The 23,604-nt window shown below is 63.7% G+C and carries 26 protein-coding genes; 20 read left to right on the top strand and 6 right to left on the bottom strand.

Annotated elements, in window-relative coordinates; translation table 11 throughout:
• The first annotated feature begins 45 nt into the window (after window positions 1–45).
• Window positions 46–1,059, top strand: a complete 1,014-nt coding sequence (locus tag AC3WT0_RS12560; RefSeq protein ID WP_126001470.1) for a ParB/RepB/Spo0J family partition protein — start codon at window positions 46–48, stop codon at window positions 1,057–1,059.
• Here AC3WT0_RS12560 and AC3WT0_RS12555 read toward each other — a convergent pair.
• A complete protein-coding gene (locus tag AC3WT0_RS12555; protein WP_126001469.1) occupies window positions 1,039–1,980 on the bottom strand; it encodes a hypothetical protein in 942 nt (313 codons plus the stop codon). The two genes, AC3WT0_RS12560 and AC3WT0_RS12555, sit on opposite strands and share 21 nt — an antisense overlap.
• A 219-nt stretch (window positions 1,981–2,199) precedes the next feature.
• On the opposite strand from AC3WT0_RS12555, the gene AC3WT0_RS12550 reads away from it, so the two are divergent.
• Window positions 2,200–3,378: a site-specific integrase gene (locus AC3WT0_RS12550; RefSeq protein ID WP_126001494.1), complete on the top strand. Its 1,179-nt coding sequence runs from the start codon at window positions 2,200–2,202 to the stop codon at window positions 3,376–3,378.
• Window positions 3,379–3,425: 47 nt separating this feature from the next.
• Here the strand turns inward: AC3WT0_RS12550 and AC3WT0_RS12545 are convergent, their stop codons facing one another.
• Entirely contained in the window at window positions 3,426–4,226 is an 801-nt protein-coding gene (locus tag AC3WT0_RS12545; protein ID WP_126001468.1) for an AbiJ-NTD4 domain-containing protein, read from the bottom strand.
• A gap of 37 nt (window positions 4,227–4,263) precedes the next feature.
• Window positions 4,264–5,304, bottom strand: coding sequence for a hypothetical protein (locus AC3WT0_RS12540; protein ID WP_126001467.1), 1,041 nt, complete (start codon window positions 5,302–5,304; stop codon window positions 4,264–4,266).
• A 283-nt stretch (window positions 5,305–5,587) separates the two neighbouring features.
• Here AC3WT0_RS12540 and AC3WT0_RS12535 point away from each other — a divergent pair, with 283 nt between their 5' ends.
• A complete protein-coding gene (locus tag AC3WT0_RS12535) occupies window positions 5,588–5,857 on the top strand; it encodes a hypothetical protein (RefSeq protein WP_126001466.1) in 270 nt (89 codons plus the stop codon).
• 12 nt (window positions 5,858–5,869) lie between these two features.
• Here the strand turns inward: AC3WT0_RS12535 and AC3WT0_RS12530 are convergent, their stop codons facing one another.
• On the bottom strand, window positions 5,870–7,159 hold the full coding sequence (locus AC3WT0_RS12530) for a DUF8535 domain-containing protein (protein ID WP_126001465.1): 1,290 nt from the start codon (window positions 7,157–7,159) through the stop codon (window positions 5,870–5,872).
• A gap of 109 nt (window positions 7,160–7,268) precedes the next feature.
• Here AC3WT0_RS12530 and AC3WT0_RS12525 point away from each other — a divergent pair, with 109 nt between their 5' ends.
• On the top strand, window positions 7,269–8,228 hold the full coding sequence (locus AC3WT0_RS12525) for a lytic transglycosylase domain-containing protein (protein WP_126001464.1): 960 nt from the start codon (window positions 7,269–7,271) through the stop codon (window positions 8,226–8,228).
• Between the two features lie 41 nt (window positions 8,229–8,269).
• Here AC3WT0_RS12525 and AC3WT0_RS12520 read toward each other — a convergent pair whose 3' ends face one another.
• Together AC3WT0_RS12520 and AC3WT0_RS12515 are read right to left on the bottom strand one after the other, a co-directional pair.
• On the bottom strand, window positions 8,270–8,797 hold the full coding sequence (locus AC3WT0_RS12520; protein ID WP_126001463.1) for an XRE family transcriptional regulator: 528 nt from the start codon (window positions 8,795–8,797) through the stop codon (window positions 8,270–8,272).
• Window positions 8,798–8,865: 68 nt separating this feature from the next.
• The gene (locus AC3WT0_RS12515) at window positions 8,866–9,381 is read right to left on the bottom strand and encodes a hypothetical protein (RefSeq protein ID WP_492753745.1); all 516 of its coding nucleotides are present in this window, start codon (window positions 9,379–9,381) and stop codon (window positions 8,866–8,868) included.
• Window positions 9,382–9,729: 348 nt separating this feature from the next.
• Here AC3WT0_RS12515 and AC3WT0_RS12510 point away from each other — a divergent pair, with 348 nt between their 5' ends.
• From AC3WT0_RS12510 to AC3WT0_RS12435, 16 genes are all read left to right on the top strand, one after another.
• Window positions 9,730–10,050 carry a TrbC/VirB2 family protein gene (locus AC3WT0_RS12510; protein WP_126001461.1) on the top strand — a complete coding sequence of 107 codons (321 nt, stop codon included), beginning with the start codon at window positions 9,730–9,732 and terminating at the stop codon, window positions 10,048–10,050.
• 58 nt (window positions 10,051–10,108) lie between these two features.
• Window positions 10,109–10,399 (top strand): type IV conjugative transfer system protein TraL, encoded by a 291-nt coding sequence (gene traL, locus AC3WT0_RS12505; protein WP_069207811.1) that lies wholly within the window; start codon window positions 10,109–10,111, stop codon window positions 10,397–10,399.
• A gap of 1 nt (window position 10,400) precedes the next feature.
• Window positions 10,401–10,967, top strand: coding sequence for a type IV conjugative transfer system protein TraE (locus AC3WT0_RS12500; RefSeq protein WP_126001460.1), 567 nt, complete (start codon window positions 10,401–10,403; stop codon window positions 10,965–10,967).
• Entirely contained in the window at window positions 10,967–11,770 is an 804-nt protein-coding gene (locus AC3WT0_RS12495; RefSeq protein WP_126001459.1) for a type-F conjugative transfer system secretin TraK, read from the top strand. Before AC3WT0_RS12500 ends, AC3WT0_RS12495 begins: the two co-directional genes overlap by 1 nt.
• A 1-nt stretch (window position 11,771) precedes the next feature.
• Window positions 11,772–13,100 carry a TraB/VirB10 family protein gene (locus AC3WT0_RS12490; RefSeq protein WP_126001458.1) on the top strand — a complete coding sequence of 443 codons (1,329 nt, stop codon included), beginning with the start codon at window positions 11,772–11,774 and terminating at the stop codon, window positions 13,098–13,100.
• The gene (locus tag AC3WT0_RS12485; protein WP_126001457.1) at window positions 13,087–13,968 is read left to right on the top strand and encodes a DsbC family protein; all 882 of its coding nucleotides are present in this window, start codon (window positions 13,087–13,089) and stop codon (window positions 13,966–13,968) included. Before AC3WT0_RS12490 ends, AC3WT0_RS12485 begins: the two co-directional genes overlap by 14 nt.
• A gap of 38 nt (window positions 13,969–14,006) precedes the next feature.
• A complete protein-coding gene (locus tag AC3WT0_RS12480) occupies window positions 14,007–14,873 on the top strand; it encodes a TraV family lipoprotein (RefSeq protein WP_126001456.1) in 867 nt (288 codons plus the stop codon).
• A gap of 1 nt (window position 14,874) precedes the next feature.
• Window positions 14,875–17,466 (top strand): type IV secretion system protein TraC, encoded by a 2,592-nt coding sequence (traC, locus tag AC3WT0_RS12475; RefSeq protein ID WP_492753743.1) that lies wholly within the window; start codon window positions 14,875–14,877, stop codon window positions 17,464–17,466.
• Between the two features lie 4 nt (window positions 17,467–17,470).
• Window positions 17,471–17,833, top strand: coding sequence for a hypothetical protein (locus tag AC3WT0_RS12470; protein WP_126001454.1), 363 nt, complete (start codon window positions 17,471–17,473; stop codon window positions 17,831–17,833).
• A complete protein-coding gene (locus AC3WT0_RS12465; RefSeq protein ID WP_126001453.1) occupies window positions 17,826–18,491 on the top strand; it encodes a TrbI F-type domain-containing protein in 666 nt (221 codons plus the stop codon). The genes AC3WT0_RS12470 and AC3WT0_RS12465 overlap by 8 nt, the downstream gene beginning before the upstream one ends.
• Complete coding sequence (locus tag AC3WT0_RS12460) at window positions 18,472–19,008, top strand: S26 family signal peptidase (RefSeq protein WP_126001452.1); 537 nt, start codon at window positions 18,472–18,474, stop codon at window positions 19,006–19,008. The genes AC3WT0_RS12465 and AC3WT0_RS12460 overlap by 20 nt, the downstream gene beginning before the upstream one ends.
• A gap of 65 nt (window positions 19,009–19,073) precedes the next feature.
• Window positions 19,074–19,661 carry a type-F conjugative transfer system protein TraW gene (gene traW / locus AC3WT0_RS12455; protein WP_126001493.1) on the top strand — a complete coding sequence of 196 codons (588 nt, stop codon included), beginning with the start codon at window positions 19,074–19,076 and terminating at the stop codon, window positions 19,659–19,661.
• A complete protein-coding gene (locus AC3WT0_RS12450) occupies window positions 19,661–19,930 on the top strand; it encodes a hypothetical protein (RefSeq protein ID WP_126001451.1) in 270 nt (89 codons plus the stop codon). The genes traW and AC3WT0_RS12450 overlap by 1 nt, the downstream gene beginning before the upstream one ends.
• Before the next feature lie 38 nt (window positions 19,931–19,968).
• Window positions 19,969–20,949 (top strand): conjugal transfer pilus assembly protein TraU, encoded by a 981-nt coding sequence (gene traU / locus AC3WT0_RS12445; RefSeq protein WP_126001450.1) that lies wholly within the window; start codon window positions 19,969–19,971, stop codon window positions 20,947–20,949.
• Between the two features lie 10 nt (window positions 20,950–20,959).
• Window positions 20,960–21,700, top strand: coding sequence for a type-F conjugative transfer system pilin assembly protein TrbC (gene trbC / locus AC3WT0_RS12440; RefSeq protein WP_126001449.1), 741 nt, complete (start codon window positions 20,960–20,962; stop codon window positions 21,698–21,700).
• Between the two features lie 71 nt (window positions 21,701–21,771).
• Window positions 21,772–23,571, top strand: coding sequence for a conjugal transfer protein TraN (locus AC3WT0_RS12435; RefSeq protein WP_419153334.1), 1,800 nt, complete (start codon window positions 21,772–21,774; stop codon window positions 23,569–23,571).
• The last annotated feature ends 33 nt before the right edge of the window (window positions 23,572–23,604 follow it).

Raw genomic sequence — 23,604 nt, 5'->3', positions numbered from 1 at the left:
ACAAGGAACAATTGCACGCGTGCAATTCGGTAGAGGGAGGCTCGAATGAGCAGGAAAAACACCGGCTTTGCGGCCGATCTGGCGGCGGGTATCGACCTGTCCGAGGAGACTCCGCCGCCGCGTCGCTCGGGCCTCGCTTCGAATGTGCTCACGGGGCGCTCCAATAGGCTCGCAGACCTTGCTTCCGGCGCGATCGTCAATCGCACGCATGAGCTTGTCGATCCGGCGCGCTGCCGGATGTGGGCAGGCCACAACCGCGATTACGCGCTGCTAACCGAGGAACGCTGCGCCGATCTGATCGAGAGCATCAAGGCGCAGGGGCGCCAGGAGATGCCGGCGATCGTACGGCGTGTCTCTGGCGATCCTGACTTCGATTTCGAAGTGATCTGTGGAGCGCGGCGGCATTGGTCGATCAGCTGGCTGAGAGCCCACAATTACCCTGACTTCAAGTTCCTGGTCGATGTGCGCGAAATCGGGGACGAGGAAGCTTTCCGGCTCGCCGACATCGAGAACCGGGCTCGTGATGACCTGACCGACCTTGAGCGGGCGAGGGACTATCTGCGCGCGCTCGACACCTATTACGATGGCCGCCAGAAGACCATGGCCGAGCGGCTCAAGGTCTCCGAAAGCTGGCTGACCCGCTACCTCGATCTGGCGCGCCTGCCAGTGGAGCTGACCCGGGCGTTCGTGAACCCGCAGGATCTCGGCATCCGCAACGCGATGGCCTTAAAGGGCCTTCTGAAGCCGGAGGATCGAAAGGCGAGGGCCTACAAGGAAGCTGAGCGGCTTTCCGAAGCGCAGGCGACGAGCGGCGAGGCGCTGCCGGTCCTCGATGTGATCAAGGCGCTCACCCTGGCGGCCGACCCCCCCAAGAGGTCAGGATCCCCCAAGAGGTCAGGAAAGCCCGAGACCATCTCCAGTTCAACCGGGAAGCCGGTGCTCCGGATTGACGGCGCCGACCGGAAGGGCATCCGCTTGACCCTGCTGAGCAAGGGCGGAGCGTCCCGCCAGGACGCGGAGGAAGCGATCCGGGCGGTGCTAGATCAGCACTGGGCGTGACCCGGACGAGGTCGACGCCAAGAGCTTTCGGGCACCTTGGGGTGTCACCTTCAGCAGGCGCGCGACCGCGGCGGGCTGAAGCCCCGGGTAGGATAGTTGGAGCCGAGCGAGCAGGGGAGCCTTGCTCCGCTTGGTGACCTGAAGATCGGACCGGATGCGCGCCGCCGCACGCTCGATAGACTCCAGTTCCCGAAGCCCCGTCTGAGCCGTTCGGCCAATCGCCTGCACCATTAGCCTCACGAGCTCAGCGGGGGAGGGGGGCAGGTACTTTGGCAGCAGGATACAAGAGGGGATGATCCGCGTGGTGAAGCCGGCGCGGTAAAGCATCCGTGGCACGGCGACCGCGATCAACCAGTTTCGGTCGCGGCCGCGCGGTGGAAGGTTGAGCGTCCGGCCATCGAGGCTGACCACGTCCCAACCGCTAGTGGTCGCCGGCTCGGTGAGGGCGGCCAACTCGAAGACGCGGTCCGCGACGCCGAGGAGGTCGGTGGTAGGGAAGGGGGCGTCTGCGGCCGCCTGCACTTTCCGCCAAAGGGGACCGAAATGGGCGAGGTCCGACGTCGCATAGGTTTCCGCTTCAGCGCGATCGTCCAGGACGGACCGCAGCGCATTCAGCGTCACGCGGGCGAGAGGGTCGCTAAGACCCTCATCGCGGCTGAGGGCGATATGGAAGATGGCCGCCACCGAGATCGGATCGTTGAGTCCCTCGGACGAGCGGGGAGGGCGCGTGCGACCCGCGATCCAGTCCTGCAGGTCTTTCACTGCGATCGGCACGCCGGCGAGGCCGGCAAGGGTGGAGGCGCCCTTAAGACGCGAACGAGCGAGAAAGATGTCCGCGCTTGTGCTACCCTGCAGCCGGCCATCCAGGCGTCCGAGCAGGAGCAGAGCGTCATCGGCACGAGGGTTGTCGTTGCGGGTCATGAGTGCCGACGATGCCACGTAAGGAAACCAAAGTCAGCAGTTGGTTTCCGCCCATGATAGTCCTTGCTTATGCACCTTCGATAATTGCAGTTATCACATAACCGAAATTGACGCCTCTTTATAAGGTGCGCTACAGCGGCGGGCATGGAGGCGAACGCGCCACTCGGGCAGGAAAGCCCTGAAACCGGTGATTTCGATACGGCCGGCGGCGAGATCGTGATGGTTCCGGCGGAGCTAATTCCCGAGATTGCATGGACTGCGACCCAGATGCGCGCCGGCGCCCGCATCGTCGTCGACGAGGCGTTGATCGCTGCCTACCAAGCCGCCAGCTCCCCGCACTCGATCCGCGCGCTCAAATGCGACCTCGAGGCATTTGACCTATGGTGCCGGCGAACGAACCGCTTGGCGCTGCCGGCGACGCCCGAGATCGTCGCCGACTATCTTGACGCGCGGGCGGGGCAGGGGGCTCGCCCCGCCTCGCTCGGCCGCTACAAAGCGTCGATCGCCAAAATCCACCAACTGCTCGACCTCAAGGATCCGACCCAGGCCACGCTGGTCAAGCTGCGGCTGCGCGCGATCCGCCGTGAGAAGGGCACCGCCCAGGCCCAGGCGCGGCCGCTCCGCTTCAAGGGGCCAGTGCGCGACGTTGAGCGCGACAAACCCCGCGGGATCAACGTGAGGGCGCTCCTGGAGGCTTGTGGAGGCGATCTGCCGGGATTGCGCGACCGGGCGCTGCTGTCGGTGGCGTACGACACCGGATTGCGGGCGTCAGAGCTCGTCGCTGTGGAAGTGGAACATATCCTCGAAGCGCTTGATCCCGAGGCCAGGCTGCTTGCGATCCATCGAAGCAAGGGTGACCAGGAAGGGGAGGGGGCGACGGCGTTCCTGTCACCGCGTTCAGCGCGGGCGATCGCAGCTTGGATGGAGGCGGCGGGTATTGCGAGCGGTCCCTTGTTTCGACGTGTGCAGGTGCGACGCTACAAGGCGCGGCCAGCAGTACAAGGGCGGCGGATCGATAGCATCTCCAGCCGCGAGAAGTGGGACTTGCGCAAGACCCTGTCGAAGCCGGCGGTGCCGGCGCGCGTGGAATATGATGTTGGTGCCGCGGCGCTGCATCCGGGGTCGGTCGGTCCGATCTGGCGGGCAATAATCCGGCGCGCGTTTGACTGCGGCGCATTGGGAGACCTGACCGCTGATGATCTGTCGCGGCTTCTGAAAGGGATCAGCGCGCATTCGACGCGTGTGGGTCTTAATCAAGACCTGTTCGTCGCGGGAGAAGATCTGGCCGGAATCATGGACGCCTTGCGGTGGAAGTCGCCGCGCATGCCGCTTGCGTACAATCGCAATCTGGCGGCGGAGCAGGGCGCCGCTGGACGGCTCATCGCTAAAATTGGATAGGTCTGCTGTGCTACCGGCATGGTGTTGAAGCTTGCTGACGGCCAGGATCACCCGGCTCGACGGCGCAGGAGATAGACGCTGAGCGCGCTGGCGGTGGTGACTACTAGTTCAGCTTCCTCAAATTGAGGCTGCCGGCCTTCGAGGATGTGTCGGCCCTGCTGCGAGGTGAAGCCCCAAAGCTTTTCGACCGCCTGGTCGAGCGGCGCCGGCAGGCTCAGCCGCCTGATGATCGGTCCAAGCGTATCGGTCGTCCCGCCGACCTCGCGGGCGACGCATTCCAGCGCCGCCATGGCGTGCTGAATCGCGCCAGTGACATCGGCCTGAGGGCGGCGCGAGATATCGCGCAAGGCCTCATGGACCTCGTTCGCGGCTGTCGGCGCGCCGTGCTGACGCATCACCTCTGTTGCATGTCCGGTGGCGAGTGCGAAGGCCTCCGACCCGCGCGCGACCAGGGTGCCCTGCTTCATCTCCCAGCCCACACCCCGATCGCGGAAAAGCTGGTTGAGCTGCGCCTCGAAGCGGGCCTGCTGTGTGCCGGTAAAGTCGCGCGTGCCGATTTCGGCATAGAGGCGTTCGGCGAAGTCATACACGCGATACCATGGCGCTTCGTCGATAAGCCCTGACACCTCGCGCTCAACATTGCTTGCCGACCAGTTGTTCTGGTCGGGCCGCTGCAGCAGAATTTGGCACAGAATGTCCCGCATCACACTGGGGCCAAGGTCAGCACCGTATCCCGCCATCAGAATTCCGTCACGGATCGGCGTCGGCGCGTCTTCGCGAATAGTGATCTCGGCTTCCGCGGCGTGATAACCGAAGCGATCGGAGAAGGAAGAACCGGAACCGTTCATGCGACGACGTTACCAGATTCGCCGGCGATCTCCCGGTCTATTTAGCGGCGGTCATTTCGTCCTCGGGCCAGGCAAGGTTGGGCGTCGCCATAATCCGACCGCCCGCGCGGAACTTATTCATGGTGGGCAGCAGCGCTCGGGCCAGCTTACGGTCGGGTGGCAGCAGTCCAACGGGGCTCACATAGACGTTGCTTCGATGTATCATGAGGCCACGCAGTGGCAGCCATCCGGGCTCGCCGAGGTTGCCGATCAAGCCGCGGCGAAGCGCGTTGGTCACGATGTCGACCAACTCGAGTCCGGGCTCCGGTTCGCTCGAAAAGCGAAAGCTCTCGCCATACATTTTCTGCAGGTCGATGCCGGCACCCCGGCTGCGATCGGCAGGCGGCGCGACGTCGCGGAGATATTCCGGGAGCTCGTCGAAGATGAAACGGCGAAAATGGCGATAATCGCCGCCGGGCAGCATCGCGCCGGGTTTCACCAGCGACATCGCCTGCAGCCAGATCACCAGCGTTTTTGACCACCATTCCTCCCAATTGGTGACGGCACTGGGATCCTTGGCGTCGATGACCCAATGGAATTCGCCAAGTTCCTTAGGGAAGCGCTGGCAGTGATAGACGATCATGTCCTGCATGACGTTGTAGAGGAGGTCGATCGTCACCGCGCCCTGAACATAGAGCTGGTCGGAAAACCCAGCCATGCGCCTCTGCAGCGCGGCGATGCTATCGCGCAGTTCCTGGGTATGGCCGTTGGTGAGATTGGCGGCGAGGCTCGCGCTGCGCCTCTCGCGGTGCTTGGCGATGTCCTCCGCGCTGTGGTCGGCGAGGTCGATCATCGAGGCGCAGAAGAGGGCACCGTTGATGCGCAGGAGCTCGACCACCGCCGCAACCTGGCGCTCGTCGAGTAGGCTACCTTTCACCTCCCCCTTGCGCGTAGGCAGGTTAGCGCGAAGCCTCCCATACTTTTTGAACAGCTTGGGCAGGCGGTGTGACGGCATGATGAGCGCGCCCAGAGTCGAAACAGCCGGCGCGTCGGCACCCGCCCCGGAAAACGTCCCTGACTCGTCGATGAAAATATGCACGCGGTCCTCCTCGCCGAGAACAATAAGGCGGGTCGCGCGACGGCGCGATCAAGACTTCGAGGACGAGCTTGTCACTCACGGCGGAACCCGCTTGAAGGGCTAAGCCAATTCTTAGTGTCAAACCGCTACCGCTGAGAAGCTGGCGAGAAGCGGAGAAGGCGCCTCGCGGCTTTGCGGATCACGCCCTTCATCGCTTCGAAGGCTTCGCTACTTATGAAAGGCGAGTGGATCGGAACGGACGATAGCAAGGGCCGTTACGGGCAAGGAAGGTTTGCGAGGCTGTATGGCTCACTTATCGCCGATCGAGATAGAAAACTGGTTGGCGCTGTACGTCGCGGTCGGATTGTGCTGCGCGTTCGCGGTCGTTCTCTCGATCACGACAACGGCGGTGCAGCTTTACCGAGAACAAGCCTGGAGCGAATTCCGCACGGTCCGTGGCGCGGTGCTGTTCATTCCTCGGACTTGGTGGCGTTGGCAGAAGCTGTATCTGCTATCTACTCCCGTGACGCTGGCAATCGTCGGTTCATTCGCTGCTACCCTGACATGGAGCTGAGGCTTCAGTAGATCAAAATGGCTGTTCGAAACCGGTGGTGAGGCGATGATAGATTAGGCCGTTCTCGAGATCGATCGGTTCAATCGTGATGGTAGGAGCGATCTGCTCCAGGCTCCGCCGAAGCGCGGCATGTTCGTCGATCTCGATGTGCCCGGCTTGCGCAATCAACTGCCGGATTTCGCCCGTCGAACGGGACCGCGCCTCGCAAAGAAAGTCGGGCCGGCATGATCCCAGCGCGGTGAGCCGATCGAACACCGGCTTCTCGATAGCGAAATCGATCCCGTCGCGATCGAACGCCTTCCTCGCTTCCAGCAGCGATCTCAGAACGCGGCGCTCGAACTCCGTCTCGACCGGAATGAACCGATTACCAGCGAAAATCGGCTGCGCGTACGCCCTCAGCGGCGCGTAGCCCCTCGCTTCCGGGTACTCGCCGACGACGACGATCACCAGATATGGCCCCTTCACAGGGTTGCCCAGCACCGCCGGCGATTGGACGCGATTGGCAACCCTTATGGGGTCACATCCCGCCGGATAGATCGTCGACCCTCTGAACTCCGAAGCGAAGACAGTGAGGAAGCCTTGCGGAGCGTGCCCGCGCGGCCATTGACTAGCGAGGGCTCGGATGCCGGCGTAGGCGCGTCTGCTGTGCAGGGCCCGACCGTGCGTCCAGAGTGCCCGGCCGAGCTCGATGCCCGGCGCGATATCGATGTGGGTGGCCGCCCGGCTCAACGCGCGGAACTCTTCGACGATCGTCCGCTCCGCGGGCTCGTCGGCGAGCGGCGGGCTGATATTGAGGCGGCTGGCGGCGAGCAGGCGCCACAAAAGACGAGCGAGGCGCGGGACCGATGCGCTTCGAGTCCGATCATCGCCACCGTCATCGTCCGGTCGCTGCGCGAGCTTCTCGGGCGCCGGTCTCAACACCTCGAAATAGCCGGCTGGTGGATCGGCCGGAGTTCGCGGGTCGCGCGTTTGCGTTATGCGGTTGGTCACCTGGTCGCGGAAGAACGGGCAGTCCGGGAGATGCTCTGGCCGCTTGGAGCTGGTCAGACGGCGAAGGTAATAGGTCTCGGCTTCAGACAGGAAGGCAGGCGTGAGGATGGGCGGCGGCTGATCGGCCCCGAGACAATCGCAGGCGAGCCATTTGTCTCCAATGCGAGCCTGTTGGACGAGCGTGATCCCGGCATCCTCGTCGTCGCGCGTCCCCTCGCCGCGGTACCACGTCACCAACGCCTCCCGAAGCGGCGATGGCAGGGGAATGCGGGTTCCACAGAGCCCGTCGGTATGGCGATCGATCAACCACATGGCACAGCCTGTTCGAAGACTTGGCATCGATGCTCGCCACGAACCGCAGGATTGACAACCGCAATTCGCATGATCTCCACTTCTGGTCTTACCCGGATCGGAGACCCGAATGCGCATTCCTTGCTTTTGCATCGTCGCCGTCGCTGCGGTTCTCACCGGCGTGCAGGCTCAGGCGCAGCCGTCTCGACCAGGAAGAACCGTCGAGATACTCACGATGCCGTCACTGCCCGCAGCGCGGGCGATCGATCGAGATGAGGGGGCAGGGGCCGCCGACTTCGCGCTGTCGGACGCCACAGCAGTGGTCGACGCCTTCCGCACCCATGATCTAAGCCGGCGCTGGGTTTCCTTCGAGATGGCGAGCAGTTTCGCCTCAGCAGGCACGGTGGATGCAGCGTCGGACTCAGCTGCCATGTCGGCCGGCACGGCAATAGCTGGTGCCGATCGGCCGCCATTGGCGCTACGACCGCCGCCTGCGATCGCAATTCCAGGATGGATGGGCGGACGCCTCGCCTTCGCGGACGCAACGACCCGCTTTACACCTGGCTGCACTCCGACAGGTTACCGACCGGCAGGCTTCCTGAGTAGGAACGTCGAAAGGCGTCGGTTCGGCTACTATACGATGATGAGCAGCATCGCCTGTGAGTATGGGATTCCGGTGGGTCTCTTCGATGCGATGATCATTCGGGAAAGCGGCTATCAAGCAGGCGTGTTCTCTAAAAAGAACGCCTTCGGGCTGACCCAGCTGATGCCGGGCACTGCGGCGGGGCTCGGTGTAGATCGATACGATGTCGAGCAGAACCTGCGCGGGGGCGCACGCTACCTGAGACGGCAACTGGACAGTTTCGGGCAGGTTCACCTCGCGCTGGCAGCCTACAATGCTGGCCCAGGGCGGGTCCGCAACGGCGCAGTTCCCGAGATTGTCGAAACGCAAGATTACGTCGAAAACGTCCTTCTCAACTGGCGGCGGTTGGCGGACGTGCCGCGCGTAGCGACGGTGCAAGCGGCTGTCGGAGCGCCCCTCCCGCCGCCCCTCACATTTGGGCGCATCGCCTCGGTATCTTCCTATTAAGCTACGGCTTTAGAGGCAGATTAAGGGATCGATCATGCGGGCTAAAATTCGAATCTAGAGGCATCCGAAAGGAAGTCCCGGCGGGCCATCACCGCGGAAACTTCCTTTACTAGCTTCTCGACCAGCGCTTTGCGCAGCGGCCCGGCCCAAGCCTTTCGGACTTCGGTGCCGTCGATCCCCTCGATCTCATCCAGCGCGGCAAGAAGCATCGAAGGAAGGCCCTGGAACAGCTCGGCCAACATTGCGATCGAGGTGGCAAACCGCTCGTCGTGGAAGAGGCGCTGATCGCGGTACGTCTCCACGGTGATGATCGCTTGGACAATGTTGATATCGAGCGCGTCGAGGATTTGCTGAAACTCCCGCAGAGACATCGTCGCCCGTTTGCCGGGGTCGCTGTGCAGAAGCAGACCGAGGCGACTTTTGCTGATGCCAGCCTTCAGCGCGAGCTTCCGCTGCCCCACGTTTTTCTCGGACATGGCTTCCAGGATCAGCGGGATGAAGTCCCGCTGGTTGCCGTTGACCGAATTTCCGACGTCCTCCGACGCCTCGATCCGGGCAGGGGAAGACATGCACCGAGCCCCCTCTCCTAAGTTAGGGCTCCGACGAAACCATAGGTGCCCAGCCTTGGCAAGGTCGACTATCTCACTGCAACAGCACCGTTTTGGATGGAAGTGGCGCGAAGCCGGACCACGTTCCCGCCACTGGCGGACGATTCCGCCTCTGTTGCCGCGTCACGCGACCAGAGACGCTGCAGAATTCCCGCAGCTTTCTGTCCGACGACGTAATTGAACAGCGCGACAGAGATCGTGTCCGCCAGCGTGAGACTTCTGCCAAGCATTTCATCAAGTTGGCGCTTCAAGGCAGCCAGATTGTCGGCGCTCGCCTGAGCGATGTTCACAGAGATCTGGATGTCGCCCCCGGTAGGAACGGTCGAGAGATGCTCGCGAATGGTCTCGGCCTGCTGATCGACCCCGGCGGCATCGCCAAAGATTCTCCGGTCGAGGAGGCTATCGAGCGTCTGAAACTGCATCGTCTCGTTTGCATGCAGGCGCAGACTCTCGGTCGTAAGGCGGAAGAAATGTTCAGAGATCTCGAGCGGAATCCGGCGCGGAGCTGCGCTCATTGTATCGATCGTCGAACGCTCCTCGATCACGTTTGCCAACCCGTTCGCTTCCCGGTGCTGCCACGCAGACCATCTCGATCCGAAGATCGACGGCTGCGAATCTACTCTCATTTATGCGTGGTCGCAATAATCGAGCCGCGCCCCAAATTGTGGGCGCTACGCCCTTGGCCAGCGGGCGCAGCGCCCCTGAATCCGGGGCAGTCCGCCCGGTCCGACGGGGCAGGGTGCCCCGCGAGGCCGGGGTGGCAGTAGTCCTCGAAGTATAAAGCGAGCTGATCTCGGGCGGACGTCGGAAACTTTGTTGTCGGTCATCGTTGGGGAGGGTCACCCTTCAAATGGGCGCGGAAACAGTCGCGTTCGATTTGAAGGGAAACTCTCATGCAGTCTGTCCTCAAATACAGCGGCCGTGCGGAGCTGGCGATTCTCGCCCTCATCGCGTTGGCGTTCGCGCTGTTTCTCCTTGCCGGCCCGGCCTTTGCCGGAGCGGATACCACGTTCGACACCGCGCTGACGAAGTTCACCGATTTCCTCGAGGGTTCCGGTGGCAAGATCATCACCGTGCTTTCGCTCGCCGGCGGCATCGTGGCGCTCGCTTCGGGCCGTTTCTCGATGGGCCAGATCGCGATCCCGGTTGGCGTGGGCGTGGGCGCCGGCACCGGCATTCCGATCGTCACCTCGACCGTGACGGCAACGATCTGAAGAGTCCGACGGTCGGTCGGACTAGCAGATCCGGCCGGCTCTTGGAGGGGGTGGTGCAATGGCTGCGGACAAGTACGTCATTCCGTCTCATCTAGACGACCCGGAGCTAATCGGGCTGTGGACGCTAGATGAATTCCTGGCGATGGTGATCCCATTCGTTTGGGGAATCCTGTCTCAGCATATCCTTCTTGGCATGTTGCTTGCGGGCGCAGGCTGGTGGGGATTGAAGAAGGCTAAGGCAGGTCGGGCGGCATCCTGGCTGCTTCACATGGCCTATTGGCATCTTCCTGCCGGGTTCACCGGCATGAAGGCCACGCCACCCTCTTACCTCCGGCTGATGGCGGGGTAAGATGGAAATCTCCTACACCCACGCCCAGAGCCAGCGCGTCCTGAAGCAGCGCAACCTGCTCATAGTGACGACGGTCGGCCTGAGCATCCTCTCCGCGATCCTGCTGCTCGTCACCGCGACCCGTGATCGCGAAGTCGTCCTGCAGCCGGTCCTCCATTCCCCGCTTTCCGTGAGCAGCGCTGGCGTGTCGAGAGCGTATCTCGAGCTTATCACGCGGGACGTTGCCGTGCTGACGCTCGACCGCAGCCCGTCCAATCTCGAATACTGGATGAAGTCGGTCCTCGAGATCACAGCGCCGAGTGCGCAAGGTCGCGTCCGCGCCGATCTGATGAAGATCGTGAACGAGCAGCGCGGCTCCTCGATCGCGCAGTTCTTCACCATCCAGACGATGGAGATGGACCCGAAGAACCTCTGGTCGACGGTCACCGGCGATCTCCACACGATCGTCGGCAACAAGGTGATCGCCAAGGATCGGCGGACCTTTCGCTTCGATTGGCAATATTCCGGCCTCTCTCTGAAGCTTGTGGGCTTCGGGATGGTGACGACCGGCAAGGAGAGGGATCAGTGATGTCGGTCTTTGCCATCGGCAGCGCCGCGACAGGCGTTGCCCTCCTGAACCGCTACTATTGCTTCGTCAGTCGCTTCTTCGGCGCGTCGTTGGTTGCCATCGCCGCGCTGCTCATCGCCGCGCCGGCCTGGGCCGACCAGACCGTCCTGGCCTCCGATGGAAGCCAGGTCGACTGTGCTGCCTCGGCGAAGGACCTGACGCGGATCAGCCTGGTCGAGGATGAGTTCGCCTCGGTCTCGAAGATCTCGACCGGCAACCCACAGGACGACTTCTCGGTCGTGAACGAGCCCGTGCGGGGTGACATTTATCTGTCGGTGCCGGATGGCTTCGGTCGCCAGGCGCTCTCCTTCTTCGGCACCAGCAAGCGCGGTTATGTCTATAAGTTCGTCTGCCGCATCGCGGGCGATCAAGCGGTGCAGGTGTTCATCTCCAACCCTGCCATCGCAAAGGACAAGGCGGAGGAAGCTTCGCCGCAGGTCGCCGCGGCCAGTCCGCAGGACAACGCCGTTGAACTGGTGCAGGCGATGTACGCCAACCAGGTCGTCGAAGGCTACGAGATGCGGCAGCGCGCGCTGCGTCCGGTCTACGTTGGCAACCTCAAGGTGCAGATGATCGCCGAATACCGCGGAGCGGAGCTCACCGGTCGTGTCCTTCGCATCGAGAACAGCGGCAGCGATGCGGTCACGCTGACCGAAGCGACCGTGGCGCCCGCCAGCGCGCTCGCCGTGTCTATCGCGGAACCAAGACTCGATCCCGGGAAGGTCACGACGGCCTACCTCGTCTCTTCGAACGGGAGGCAATGACATGGCTTTGAGCGATCTCCTGAGGCGCCAGCGCGCGCCCCTCGACAGCACCACGGATGAGGGTGTGTCCCCCGTCTCGAGCGACCTGACTACGAACGAAAGCGTGCGGAAGCGGCAGCGGATGCTGCTGGCAGGGGTCGCCGGCGTCGGGCTCGTGGCGTCATCCTTCTGGATATTCGGTGACGATGGCGACCGATCGGGCGCGGCGCTGGACGATGCGACCAAGGTCGAAGTGTCGACCAAGGACATGGTCAACAAGAACCTTAATCAGCAGGAGTGGATGGCGCTCTCCGAAAATCAGATGCAGTCGGTCGAGAACCAGCTGAAATCTGTCAACGGGCAGCAGCAGCGCATGGACCAGCTCGCGCAGCAGGTCGAGCTGCTCAAGGGTCAGAATCAGGCGATGCAGGCCGACGGCGCCCGTGTCCTGTCGGCCTATCAGCAGGAGAACGATCAGCTTCGACGGGACATGGCATCGGCCAGGGCAGCGCCACCGCCGGCACCTGGTCCCGGCGCCATGTATGGACCGGGTGGGACGCAGAGTTATCAGCGACCCGACAGCCCTTCCGCGACGCGGGCATTGCCTGCCGCCGGTAGCGGGGCGGAGGTCAAGCTGGTGAGCTTCCAGACTGCCGATGGCGGTACGGCGACGAGGATCGCCAAGGGAAGCACGACCTTCACCGACAGCATCAACTACCTCCCGCCGAACAGCTTCGCCAGCGCGAAGGTCATCGTCGGCGTCGATGCGAGCGCCGGCGTGAACAGCCAGACGGACCCTTTGCCGGTCGTCCTCCGTGTCACGGGGCCTGCGCGCTCGGTCTATCAAAACGGGCGTCTGCTCACGACGAAGATCGAAGGGTGCCTGATCAACGGTGCGGCGCGCGGCGATCTCTCGAGCGAGAAGGTCTACGTCAAACTTCAGAAGATGACGTGCCCACAGCCGGGTGGCCGCTACGCAGTGTCCGAGGTCAAGGGCTTCATCGCTTTCGGCGGCAAGACCGGCGTTCGCGGCCGGGTCGTCAGCCGCGAGGGATCTCTCGCGATGCAAGCGTTCCTGGCCGGGTTGGTCAGTGGCGGCGGCAATGCGCTGAACTCGGCGTTCAATCAGCCGCTGGCAACCATCACCGACAATGGAGAGGGCGGTCTAAATCGTACCCCCAATCTCGGCAGCGTCGGCTTGCGCGCGCTCGGCGGCGGCGCTGCCGAGGCCGGGAAGGACGTCTCGAAATACCTGATCGAGCGCGCCGAACAATATCAACCGGTCATCGAGATGCCGACGGGCGTCGACGTCGAGATCGTTTTCCTGGAGGGTGTCTATGTCCGCAACTGATCGGATGCGACGGCTCGGTGCCGTCGCCCGTTCCGCTCCTGCGATCCTGGCGGTCGGGGCGCTCGGCATCGCCGGTATCGCACTCGCGGCGGATGCGGCGAGGGTCGATGAAACGCAGGTCGTGAGCTTGTTGAAAACTCGGCTGCCCAAGACCGAGCTGACAAAGGTCGACTGCAAGAAGATCGACGGTCTGTGCGAGGTCACCGCAGGATCCAACCTATTCTACGTCAACCACGGCTCGCGTTATCTGATCATCGGCCGGGTCTACGACATGGAAACGCGCCAGGATCTGACTGCCGCGCGTCTGTTGGAGATCAACCCGGACATGCTGGTCGGCGGCGCGGCGAGAGCCAATGCCGCCGCCGATGAAGCAGGCAGCCCCGATGCGGGCATTGCCGGTGTGGCGAGCGGTGCGAAAAAGGTCACCGTCCCGGCCAAGCCCGCCGCGCTGAACCTCACGAGCTTGCCGGCCGACGGCGCTATCGTGTGGGGTAACCGGTCCGCCAAGCACACGGTTACCGTCTTCACTGACTTCCGCTGCAGCTATTGTCGGGCGTTGACCAACGTGCTGCGCAGCATGGAGGTCAAGGTTGTCGAGCGGCCGATATCGGTGCTCGGCAGCCGCGACATCGCCGACCGGGTCTATTGCTCCAAGAACCAGGAAGAGGCCTTGCACGCGGCATACGCCGGCGAGCCCTTCAAGGCGCCGAGTCCGTGCAATACCGCGGGCCTCGATGCCAATGAGAAGTTCGCACGAAAGCACGGCCTGAACGGTACGCCGATCATCGTCCGCAGCGACGGAGAGGTGATTGAGGGTTACCGGCCCAAAGAGTTCCTCGAGGCTTGGCTGAAGGGTGCGACGTCGTGAGCGCGCGCGATCCACGGTGCGCTCGCAAACGAGCTCTCATGGGCGTCGTCGGGCTGGCTGCGCTCAGCGGGTGCACGACCTTCGGCGGCAACGTGAAGGGAAACTTCTCTTGCTCGGCTCCCGACGGCATCTGCGCACCTTCGTCATCCATCGATGACCGCGCTCTCGCGATGATCGCGGACAGCGCCGGCAGCTCGGAATTGTCGCCAGCAGGCGGTTCCCAGGCTCAGGAACCGACCGCCAGGGTTCCCCGGAAGGCTTCCGCCGTTCAGCCGCTGCCGCTCGGCCAAGCCGATGCTCGGCGAACCCAGGAGCGCGTCCTCCGCATCGTCTTCCAGCCATACATAGATGATAGGGGGCGGCTACATGAAGCAAGCGCCGTGCACGCAGTGGTCCAGCGGGGCGAATGGCACCAAGAGGTGGTGGCCAACTCGACAAGCTTGCCCGATCGAAATGCCATGCGAGCACCGGCGCCTGCGGAATCGCTCGCCGATGCCGTCAACCGCGCCGACCAAGGAAGCGTCGCGTTTGCCGTCGATCCGGACCTTCCCGATCCCGCTGCCGTGGCGGCCGCGCGCGCTCGCGCGGTGGATCCGGTGGCAGCCATCAAATCCGAGGTTGCGGCTCGCCTAGCCCCCAAGGCGGGCCGCACGCCGCGAGCCGCGCCTGGCGCCGAGGGCGTGGCAACTCCGCAGCCAGCGGCCCTCGCGCCCAAGGCGAGCAGTGACGTCGGCAAGGGCAAGGTTGGCGCAGCGGGGCGCCCGGAGAAACAGGCACCTCCGGCTAATGCAGCCACCGCGATCGCCGCCGCAGATGAGCCGCTTGCCCCCGCCGGCTCGCCGCCCGTGCCGAAGCCCACCGTGAGAGCCCCCGGCTTTCCTAGCGCCGGGCCGGAGGACAATTAACATGGGTCAAGGCTTCTTCGATGATCTTCTCGCCGGCGTCTTCGGCGACAGCAAACGGCCGGACACGCAGCGACCGGATCTGGGAGTACCGATGTTGGCGCACTGGCTGCCCTACCGGAGCTACGATCCGAAAACCGGCATCTTCTACAACAGCGCGTCACGCGGGTTCGTGATTGAGGCGGCACCGCTGGTCGGCGCTGACGAGCGCACAGGGGAAATCCTCGCGCAGTTCCTTTCGGAAGGAATTCCGGCGCCAGGATGCCTGCAGTTTCATCAGTGGATGTCGCCGCGGGTCGGAGAACGCCTGTCGAGATGGTATCTGCCGCGATACTCGGCACGCGGCGTCTACGAGCGCATGGCGAAGCACCGCGTCGATTTCCTGACGAACGGCGTGTGGGCGTCGCTGTCGGCCGATGCCCCTTTTTGCCTCCGCAACCACCGCGTGGCGATCTCCTACTCCACGCCAGAATCCTCGAGCGTCTCGGTCGAACAGATCGTCTCGGTGATGGAAGGCATCATCTCGGCGCTTCAGTCGATCAACGTCTTGGCCCGTAAGATGGACCCCGTCGCGCTGATCGGCTGGATCGATGACATCACCTCGCCGACCACCGCGGCGGGCGAGGATGCGGTCAGCTATAATCCCCTTGATCCCATCGCCGATCAGGCGATCCGGCGGGACATCGAGCTGCACGTCGAGCCCGACCGCATGCTGCTGCGCACCGAGCGCTTCCGGCCCACGGGTAAGACGCTCGAGGGCGCGCCCGAGATTGGCGAAATCTATCCCGACGTCTTCGACGTCCGATCCTTCTCGGTTCGCAACCTCCCGAACCGCTGGGCCCCTTGGGATGTCGCGCGGCTGATCGGCGACATGTTCACCGACAAGCTGCGCATGCCGTGCCCGGTCGCGACGAACCTGTGCATCGACTTTCCCGATGCACAGGCCACCACCAACAAAGCCAGCTACAAATTCATGCGGACGACGAGCCTGGCGGACTCCAAGTCATCGAAGTTCCTGCCGCAACTTCGCGAGCAGTCGCAGGAGTGGCGGCACGTCAATGAGGAGATCCGGCAGGGTCGCAAGCTCGTCCGGGTGTTCTTCAGCGTCACGTCCTTCTCACCAAAGGGCAAGGGCGACAGCCATGAGCGAGTGCTAAAGTCCATCTATCGCGCCGCGGGCTGGGACCTCCTCGACGATCGCTACCTCCAGGTGATGGGCCTGCTCTGCGCCATGCCGATGACGATGGCCAACGGCCTGTCGAAGGATCTGGAGCGCATGAAGCGTATGCGCACGCTGCTCACGACGACCGCGGCCAACCTGGCGCCCCTGCAGGGGGAGTATCTGGGCGGCGCGGTGCCCCATCTGCTTCTGATCGGTCGGCGCGGGCAGCCGTTTTTCTGGAGCCCATTCGAGAATGCAGCCGGCAACCACAATGTGGCGGTGTTCGGCAAGTCCGGCTCGGGCAAGTCCGTTGCGCTCCAAGAGCTCTGCGGGTCGCTCTGCGGCGCCGGCGCCAGGGTGGTCGTCATCGACGACGGACGGTCGTTCGAGCATTCCGCGAAGCTCCAGGGAGGGGCGTTCGTCGAGTTCACGATGAGCTCGGGTTTCTGCCTCAACCCCTTTTCCATGATCGATCAGGCGCAGGCCGCGGAGGATGAGGACTATCTCCTCGACTGCATGGCGATGCTGAAGGCGATCATCAACCAGATGTCGCGTCACATCAATCTGCTCGACGACACCGAACGCGGGCTGATCGACGGCGCCGTCAACCAAGTCTGGGAGGCTCACGGCAGCGAAGGTTCGATCGACTTAGTGACCGAAGCGCTCGAGGCGACCGGCAACCCGCTCGCCGCCAATCTCGCGATTGCGATGCGGCCTTTCTCGTCGGCCGGGACCTATGGTCGGTTTTTCCAGGGCCAGGTGTCGTTCGAACTGAAGGCGCAGCTGACCGTGTTCGAGCTCTCCGACCTGTCGGCGCGCGAGGAACTCCGCAGCGTCGTCCTGACCGCCATCATGTTCATGTCGCAGCAGATGATGCGCAAGCTCGATCGGTCGATCCCCAAGGCGCTTCTTCTCGACGAAGCCTGGCAGATGCTCCGCGGCGGGGCGATGGCCGACTTCATCGAAACCTATGCCCGAACGTGCCGCAAATATGGCGCGTCGCTCGTGACGGCCACCCAATCGCTCAACGACTATTACAAGTCGGCCGGGTCGATCGCTGCGCTCGAGAACTCGGACTGGTTCGTGATCCTGCAGCAGAAGCCGGAAACGATCGCCGACTTCAAGAAGCACGATCGCTTCGAGATGGACGACTACACCGACGCGCTGCTCCGATCGCTCAAGCGGAACGGGTTCGAATACTCCGATATCATGATCAAGGGTCCCGACACGCTCGCGGTCGGGCGGCTCGTCCTTGATCCCTATTCGGCGACGCTCTTCTCCTCCAGCCCCAAGACCTTCGCCGCAATCGACGGCCTGATCGCCGAGGGTCTGAGCATGGACGAAGCGATCGAGCGCATCGCGTTCCCCGACAACCCAGAGAAATGGACCAGCAATCTCGATCCATCGAGCGAGATCGCGATGGCCGCGGAGTAGGATCATGGCGACGATCATCGACAAGGTGCGGATGGCTGACGACGAGCGGAGCGCTCGCGCCTTTCCCTGGCGTGCTGTCCTCCACTTCATGCTTCACGGCTCGGGCGTCGTGGGTTCGACGCTGCTGATCACGTGGGGCCTTTTCTTCCTGTTCTTCCTGCTCCTGGGCGACCTGTCGTTCGATGGTCTCGTTCATCAGCTCCACAATTTTACGAGCCGCTACGTGGCTGCGGACGTGGCCCGAACGGCTGCTTTCCAGCACACGTTCGCCATCGCGCATCTGATCCTCTCGAGCGCGATCATCCTGCTGCGCCGGGACAAGCTTCTGCCCCGTCGTCGAGAAGAGGGAGCCGGTCGCCGTGGCTGAACAGACCGAACTCGACCTTCCGGCGGCGCCGGCGAGCGCCGGCGTAGTTGCCCCCACGGCTCGAAAAGCGGCCTTCGCAGGGTTCAGCCGACGCCAGATCCTCGCGGGAGCGGCGCTCTTCGTCGCGATCATATGGGGCATGTGGGTCACGCGCGCGCTTACCTCGGCAGAGGAGGAGCCCCTCGTGGCAGCGCGCCTGTCCGCCCTTGTCGGCGACTATGTCGAGGCTCAGCGATTCTCCGGGTCGCCGCCGGACCGCGTCCAGGCCGAGATGCGGGCCTTCATGGCATCGCTCGACAAGGAATTGCAGCGGCGAAGTGCGCGCGGGCAGGTGGTGCTCGTCGGCGAGGCGGTCCTGACCAAGAACGTGCCGGATATCACAGACAGCTTGAAGGCCGCGGTGTTTGCGTCCGGTGTGCCGGTACCGAAGCGCGCCTCCGTCGAGGAACTGCAGCGCATGCAGGAACTGGCAGCCGTGCAGGCCGCGCTGGCGGCACGCCCCGCCCAGCCCGGTTCGATCGATCCGATCGGCGCGGCTCAGCAGCTTGTGCCTCCGGCAGCGCCCGTGCCTTCCGCGATGCTAGAGCCGAGAGGGCAGGCCGGGCAGGGCGCAACCGTATCGACGTTCGGAGGGCCCGATGGCAGCCCCCGTCCGTGAGATCCCACCGCTTCGGTGGCGGCCGCGGAAGCGGTTGTGGGCACTGCTCGGCGTCGCGGTCGCGTGCTCGATCGGACTGAGTGCGATCGGCAGCTGGCGCGACAGCCATGTGCTGCTCATCAACACGACCGACTCGTTGCCCAATTGGGCTTTCCTGATCCGCCGCCACGCTTTGCCGGAGAGGGGAGAGCATGTGTTCTTCGATCCCCCGCGCTCCGAGCTTCTCAAGCGTCATTTCGGACCGAAGCCGCAGATGTTCGGCAAGATTGTGTATGGTGTGCCGGGAGACATCGTCGGCCACTCCGGGCAGCTCGTGACGATCAACGGCGAGCCGGTCGCGCGCATGAAGGCGAGGACCAAGGCGGGCGATCCCCTGACACCGGGGGCGGTCGGTCAGATTCCGCCGGGCTGCTTCTTTGCTGGGTCTCCGCACCGTGACGGCTTCGACAGCCGATATGCCGAAATCGGTCTCGTGTGCGGCCGGCAGATTGTGGGCGTCGGGGAGCCGGTGCTGTGATCCGCCTTGTCGCCAGCGCTGCAGGCGTCGCGCTGTTCGGCGTGACGATCGCCGTAACGGGCGCGATGCGCACCGAGGCGCGGGACTATGGCCAGGCGGCCCAAAGCTTCCCGGTCATCGAGCCGGACCTGCTCGCGACGATCGAAGCGCGGCTCAAGCGAGCTGAAGCGACAGGCGAGCTTGCACGCACGAACGCGATGTTCGCCAAACGCGTCGAGGCCAAGGTGCGCCGGCCGACCCCCGTCGCCGGTCTCTCGCCGGCGTCGGTTGCGCGAGCCTGGGAGTATGATCCGTCGGTCCGGCTCGAGCGCGACATCCGTGATCAGAAGGGCAATCTCATCGCCGCGGCCGGTCAAACGCTCAACCCGCTGGACTTCGTGGCGGTCAAGCAGGCGCTCGTGTTTGTCGACGGGGACGATGCCGGCCAGGTTGCCTGGGCGACGGGTCGCTACGATGATCGGGCCGCCAAGATCATTTTTGTCGGCGGCTCACCGATCGAAGAGATGACCCGCAGGAAGCGGCGATTCTACTTCGATCAGGAGGGCAGGCTCACGTCGCGCTTCGGCATCGAACATACGCCGGCGGTCGTCCGCCAGGACGGGCGCATCATGCGCGTGACCGAACATGTGGTTAAGCCCGGGGGGACGAGCTGATGCCGCTCTGGTTCGATCTTCTCCGGACGCCAATGGCCGCCCCCGAAACCCGCGGACTGCGTCGTCTCAGGCTGGCTTGGCAGACGCTCTGCTTTTCGAGCGCGCTCGTTATCGGCCTCTTCGGTCCCTTGCACCGCGCCGTCGGACGCCCCGCCGCAATCGCGGCCGCGTCACTGCTGGCAGCGCTCCTGGTCTGCACCGCGGTCTACATCGCGAAGAAGCAACGGGCCGATCGGACATTCATCGAGCAGATCGGGGAAGCCGAATGACGTCGCGCCGGCTCCACAATCTTGTGCTCCTCGTCGGAATGGTCCTGATCGGCCTGGTTTTCTCGCCGAAAGCCGAAGCGGCACCGACCTGCCACGGCAAGTTCGTCAATCCGGTCACCGACGTCTGTTGGTCATGTCTGTTTCCGCTTTCCGTGGGCGGCTTGAAGATCTGGCCGAGCGGCCGACCCGATCCGAAAAATCCTTCCTCGCCGATCTGTGCGTGTTCCGATCCGCTCCCGCGTATCGGCATTGCGGTCGGCTTCTGGGAACCTGCCCGGCTCGCGGACGTGACGATGAAGCCGTGGTGCTTTCCGAACCTCGGCGGCGTCCGGATCGCGCCAGGTTTCGACATCGGGCAAGGCTATCTTGCCGGCCCTTCGATGGTCGGCGGCCGCTCGCAGAGTACGGCTAAGTGGCACGTCCACTGGTACGTCTATCCGCTTCTATACTGGATGGAGATCCTTACCGACTTCGTCTGCTTCGAACAGGCTTCGTTCGATATCGCCTACATGACGGAGGTCGATCCGCTGTGGCAGGATGACTCGCTCGCGGCCCTGATCAACCCGGAAGCGATCGTGTTCGCAAACCCGGTCGCCCAGGCCGCGTGTGCTGGCGATTGCATCGCCGGAACGGTGAACCTCCCGCTGGATCCGCTCTTCTGGTGTGCAGGCTGCCAAGGCCCGATGTACCCGCTCAACGGGAACATCCCGGCGTCGATCGGCCACGTGCAGTCGTCCCGGCTCGCCCTGTCGCGATTTGCCTACAAGATGCATCGCCAAGCGCTGGCATGGGGCACGATGGGATCGGCCGGGCTCTGCAAAAAGTATCTGATGCCGGTGATGAGGAAGCAGCAATATCGCTTCCAGATGGTCAACCCGATCCCGACCGTCAGCGGACGTTTTGCCTGCTCGGCGATCGGGGCATCCACGATGCCGCCCGATGCTGGACGCGCCTATCCCGCCGGTGGTGAGGACATGGGCTATCTCGTCTGGCGCAAGCGCAACTGCTGCGTCCTCTAGGGGGATTACGATGCGCCTTCTCACCCTTGGTGGTCTCGCCCTCCTCTGTACCGCAGGCCTGTCGACGCTGCTCGCGCAGTCGGTCGATGGGGTCGATGTCCAGGCCGTGAAGAAGCGGGCCGCCGATCTCGCAACGGAGGCCCAAGCGTTTGTCGAGCAGGTGAAGGATCGCGGCGATCGCTTCCGGGAAGATGCCGCGACCGTTCAGACCGATGGCCTCGAGAACATGCGGCGGGTCGCATCAACCGATCTGCCGAAGGGGCCGGCGGGTGCGGTCGATTTCGATGAGATCGTGCAAGGCGCGGCTGGCAATATCGGCGCCAACGGCGGCGAGGCCCCCCGGTTCATCGTATTTGCCAGCCTCTCGATGCCCGAAAACTCACTCCGGCAATTGGTCCGCGATACCGCCGATGCCGGTGGGGTGGTCGTGTTTCGAGGCTTTCCCAACAACTCGGCGAAGGACTTCGTCGCGCGCCTCAGCAAGGTCGTCGATCAAGGCCAGCTCGCCAGCATCGGCATCGACCCACGCCTCTTCCGAGCATTCGAGGTCCAAGCGGTACCCACCTATGTGACGGTCTCGTCCGACTTCGACCTTTGCGCCGGCTTCTCCTGCCAGACGAAGCTGCCCCCTTACGACCGCATGATCGGCAACGTGACGGTCGAATACGCGCTTACGACCTTCGCCGAAGGCAATGGGCCGGGAGCGCGGATCGCCGCGGTTGCCCTGTCGAACATGAAGCGCAGCCGGTGAAGGTCAGGCGTATCCTGTCGAGCGGATTATTGGCGCTCATTCTGACGGCGCATCCCGCCGGCGCGCAGGAGATGACCGTTGAGCAGGCCCGCGAAGAGGGCAAGGCGATGGCCCAGCAGAAGCGCAATGATCCTTCATTGGTGCCGTCCAGCGACGAACAGGCGCAGGCGGTGCCGGGGTTCACCGGCACCAGCCTGCCTCAGAGCATATATTTCGACGATCCGGACAGGCTTGTGGCGGATGCCCAGGCGTCGAAGGCGGGCAACGAGAGCTACCGGATCGTCACCGACGCCGACCGCGTGCGCCCGACTTTCAGCAATGCGGAGATTCTCGCGACGACCAGTCGCGCCACGCAGGTCGAGAACGATCCCACCGCGTTTCTCGATGGCGAAGACATATCGGCGGGGTCGGGGACATGCACGCCGTTGCCGCCGGGAATTGGAACGGAGGGTTATTACGAGGCGACCTGCAATACGGGCACCAAGCTCACGGAAGAGCCGCGCACCTGTACGATCAGGATGGTCCCGCAGATTACGAACAGCGAGCGCTGGTTTTACTATGGCGTCAAGGCCAACCTGGCCGGCTACGGGTTCGCGGACCTCAATTATCTCAACGCCAAGTCGGTGGCGGGCGTCTGCCGGTCGACCGGAGTCAGCAAGCACATCTGCGATGCACAGATGGATCTAGGCGCGGGCGGCGATGATCCCGCCGCCTACCTGCGCTTCTGCAAGCGGCGGCTTTCCGGGACCGCAACCCAGTTCTCGTGCGCCGCCGAGCTGCCGCAAGGGGAGCTCCCTTATCATTATAACCATGCGACCGGGACGGTCTTCCTCAAGAAGGAAGGCGAGGTAAGCGTCACCGTCTCGCGTGACGACAGCAGTTGCGCCGGTCTTGCATCGGACGAGTTGTGCCGGAGATCGTCCGACGACGACGTCTGCGTCGAGGGCGCCGAAACGCGGACTTTCGAAGGCGTTCCGATCACCCAAGCGTGCTGGGCATGGCAGCGCAACCACATGTGCCACACGCTGAGCAGAGGAAACGACTGCACAGACCTCGAGAACAACCGCCAGTGCACTCATCTCCGAGATACGTGCCTGGACGATCCCCAAAGCGGACCCTGCAAGGTCGTCGAGAAGGTCTATAAATGTCCGACGCCGGGCAGCACCGTGCCGGGCGACAAGCAGTATATCTGTGGAAGCGACGTCTATTGCATCAACGGCGATTGCGAGCCGATCGTCCGGGAAGCATCGACCGAGTTCAGGGACGCGCTCGTCGGACTGCACTCGCTCGATCAGGCGGGAAAGGAATTCAACGAGGCTGATTACCGCGTTTTCAGTGGGAAGCGGGAAACCTGCCACAAACCGGTCTTCGGATTGATCAACTGCTGCGCTGGCAAGGTATCCGGTGTCGTGCCGGTTGCGGCAGGGGCTGCGGCGCTCGCCGGCGGACCGGCTGCCATCGCCGCTTTCGCCACGCCGTTCCTCACCCTGTTCGCCTGCTCACAGGATGAGATGAAGCTCGATATCAAGGATCGAATGGGCTTCTGCCACAATCTCGGCAGCTACTGCTCTTCGAGCTTCCTCGGCATCTGCAAGACGAGGCGCACCGCCTATTGCTGCTTCGAAAGCAAGCTCTCCCGCATTCTTCAGGAACAGGGACGGGTCCAGCTTGGAAAGCCTTGGGGTCCTCCGAAGCGGGAGCAATGCCAAGGCTTTGCGGTCGAAGAGTTCGCCCAGCTCGACCTATCGCTGATGGATTTCACCGAGGTCTATTCCGACTTCATGGAGGCCGCGAAGCTGCCCGATGAAGTGCAGACGCTGTCCGACATCCAGGACAAGATCCAGGCCTATTATGACCTACATGGCAACTGATCCGCGGCCCGGCGGGGTTGGCAGCCCGTGCCC

Source organism: Sphingomonas sp. EU05-FHT14C10 (assembly GCF_058790595.1).
The sequence above is the reverse complement of the archived record's forward strand: the minus strand, read 5'-3'. Positions and strand labels throughout refer to the sequence as shown.

What these genes read in the sequence shown, in the direction of transcription:
- AC3WT0_RS12535 (WP_126001466.1), top strand. Translation starts at nt 5,588, where the DNA reads ATGGCTCACTTATCGCCGATCGAGATAGAAAACTGGTTGGCGCTGTAC.
- AC3WT0_RS12470 (WP_126001454.1), top strand. Translation starts at nt 17,471, where the DNA reads ATGGCGACGATCATCGACAAGGTGCGGATGGCTGACGACGAGCGGAGC.
- AC3WT0_RS12545 (WP_126001468.1), bottom strand. Translation starts at nt 4,226, where the DNA reads ATGAACGGTTCCGGTTCTTCCTTCTCCGATCGCTTCGGTTATCACGCC.
- AC3WT0_RS12525 (WP_126001464.1), top strand. Translation starts at nt 7,269, where the DNA reads ATGCGCATTCCTTGCTTTTGCATCGTCGCCGTCGCTGCGGTTCTCACC.
- AC3WT0_RS12510 (WP_126001461.1), top strand. Translation starts at nt 9,730, where the DNA reads ATGCAGTCTGTCCTCAAATACAGCGGCCGTGCGGAGCTGGCGATTCTC.
- traL (WP_069207811.1), top strand. Translation starts at nt 10,109, where the DNA reads ATGGCTGCGGACAAGTACGTCATTCCGTCTCATCTAGACGACCCGGAG.
- AC3WT0_RS12435 (WP_419153334.1), top strand. Translation starts at nt 21,772, where the DNA reads ATGACCGTTGAGCAGGCCCGCGAAGAGGGCAAGGCGATGGCCCAGCAG.
- traW (WP_126001493.1), top strand. Translation starts at nt 19,074, where the DNA reads ATGCGCACCGAGGCGCGGGACTATGGCCAGGCGGCCCAAAGCTTCCCG.
- AC3WT0_RS12485 (WP_126001457.1), top strand. Translation starts at nt 13,087, where the DNA reads ATGTCCGCAACTGATCGGATGCGACGGCTCGGTGCCGTCGCCCGTTCC.
- AC3WT0_RS12495 (WP_126001459.1), top strand. Translation starts at nt 10,967, where the DNA reads ATGTCGGTCTTTGCCATCGGCAGCGCCGCGACAGGCGTTGCCCTCCTG.
- AC3WT0_RS12560 (WP_126001470.1), top strand. Translation starts at nt 46, where the DNA reads ATGAGCAGGAAAAACACCGGCTTTGCGGCCGATCTGGCGGCGGGTATC.
- AC3WT0_RS12520 (WP_126001463.1), bottom strand. Translation starts at nt 8,797, where the DNA reads ATGTCTTCCCCTGCCCGGATCGAGGCGTCGGAGGACGTCGGAAATTCG.
- AC3WT0_RS12500 (WP_126001460.1), top strand. Translation starts at nt 10,401, where the DNA reads ATGGAAATCTCCTACACCCACGCCCAGAGCCAGCGCGTCCTGAAGCAG.
- AC3WT0_RS12450 (WP_126001451.1), top strand. Translation starts at nt 19,661, where the DNA reads ATGCCGCTCTGGTTCGATCTTCTCCGGACGCCAATGGCCGCCCCCGAA.
- AC3WT0_RS12490 (WP_126001458.1), top strand. Translation starts at nt 11,772, where the DNA reads ATGGCTTTGAGCGATCTCCTGAGGCGCCAGCGCGCGCCCCTCGACAGC.
- AC3WT0_RS12460 (WP_126001452.1), top strand. Translation starts at nt 18,472, where the DNA reads ATGGCAGCCCCCGTCCGTGAGATCCCACCGCTTCGGTGGCGGCCGCGG.
- AC3WT0_RS12555 (WP_126001469.1), bottom strand. Translation starts at nt 1,980, where the DNA reads ATGACCCGCAACGACAACCCTCGTGCCGATGACGCTCTGCTCCTGCTC.
- traU (WP_126001450.1), top strand. Translation starts at nt 19,969, where the DNA reads ATGGTCCTGATCGGCCTGGTTTTCTCGCCGAAAGCCGAAGCGGCACCG.
- traC (WP_492753743.1), top strand. Translation starts at nt 14,875, where the DNA reads ATGGGTCAAGGCTTCTTCGATGATCTTCTCGCCGGCGTCTTCGGCGAC.
- trbC (WP_126001449.1), top strand. Translation starts at nt 20,960, where the DNA reads ATGCGCCTTCTCACCCTTGGTGGTCTCGCCCTCCTCTGTACCGCAGGC.
- AC3WT0_RS12530 (WP_126001465.1), bottom strand. Translation starts at nt 7,159, where the DNA reads ATGTGGTTGATCGATCGCCATACCGACGGGCTCTGTGGAACCCGCATT.
- AC3WT0_RS12480 (WP_126001456.1), top strand. Translation starts at nt 14,007, where the DNA reads ATGGGCGTCGTCGGGCTGGCTGCGCTCAGCGGGTGCACGACCTTCGGC.
- AC3WT0_RS12550 (WP_126001494.1), top strand. Translation starts at nt 2,200, where the DNA reads ATGGTTCCGGCGGAGCTAATTCCCGAGATTGCATGGACTGCGACCCAG.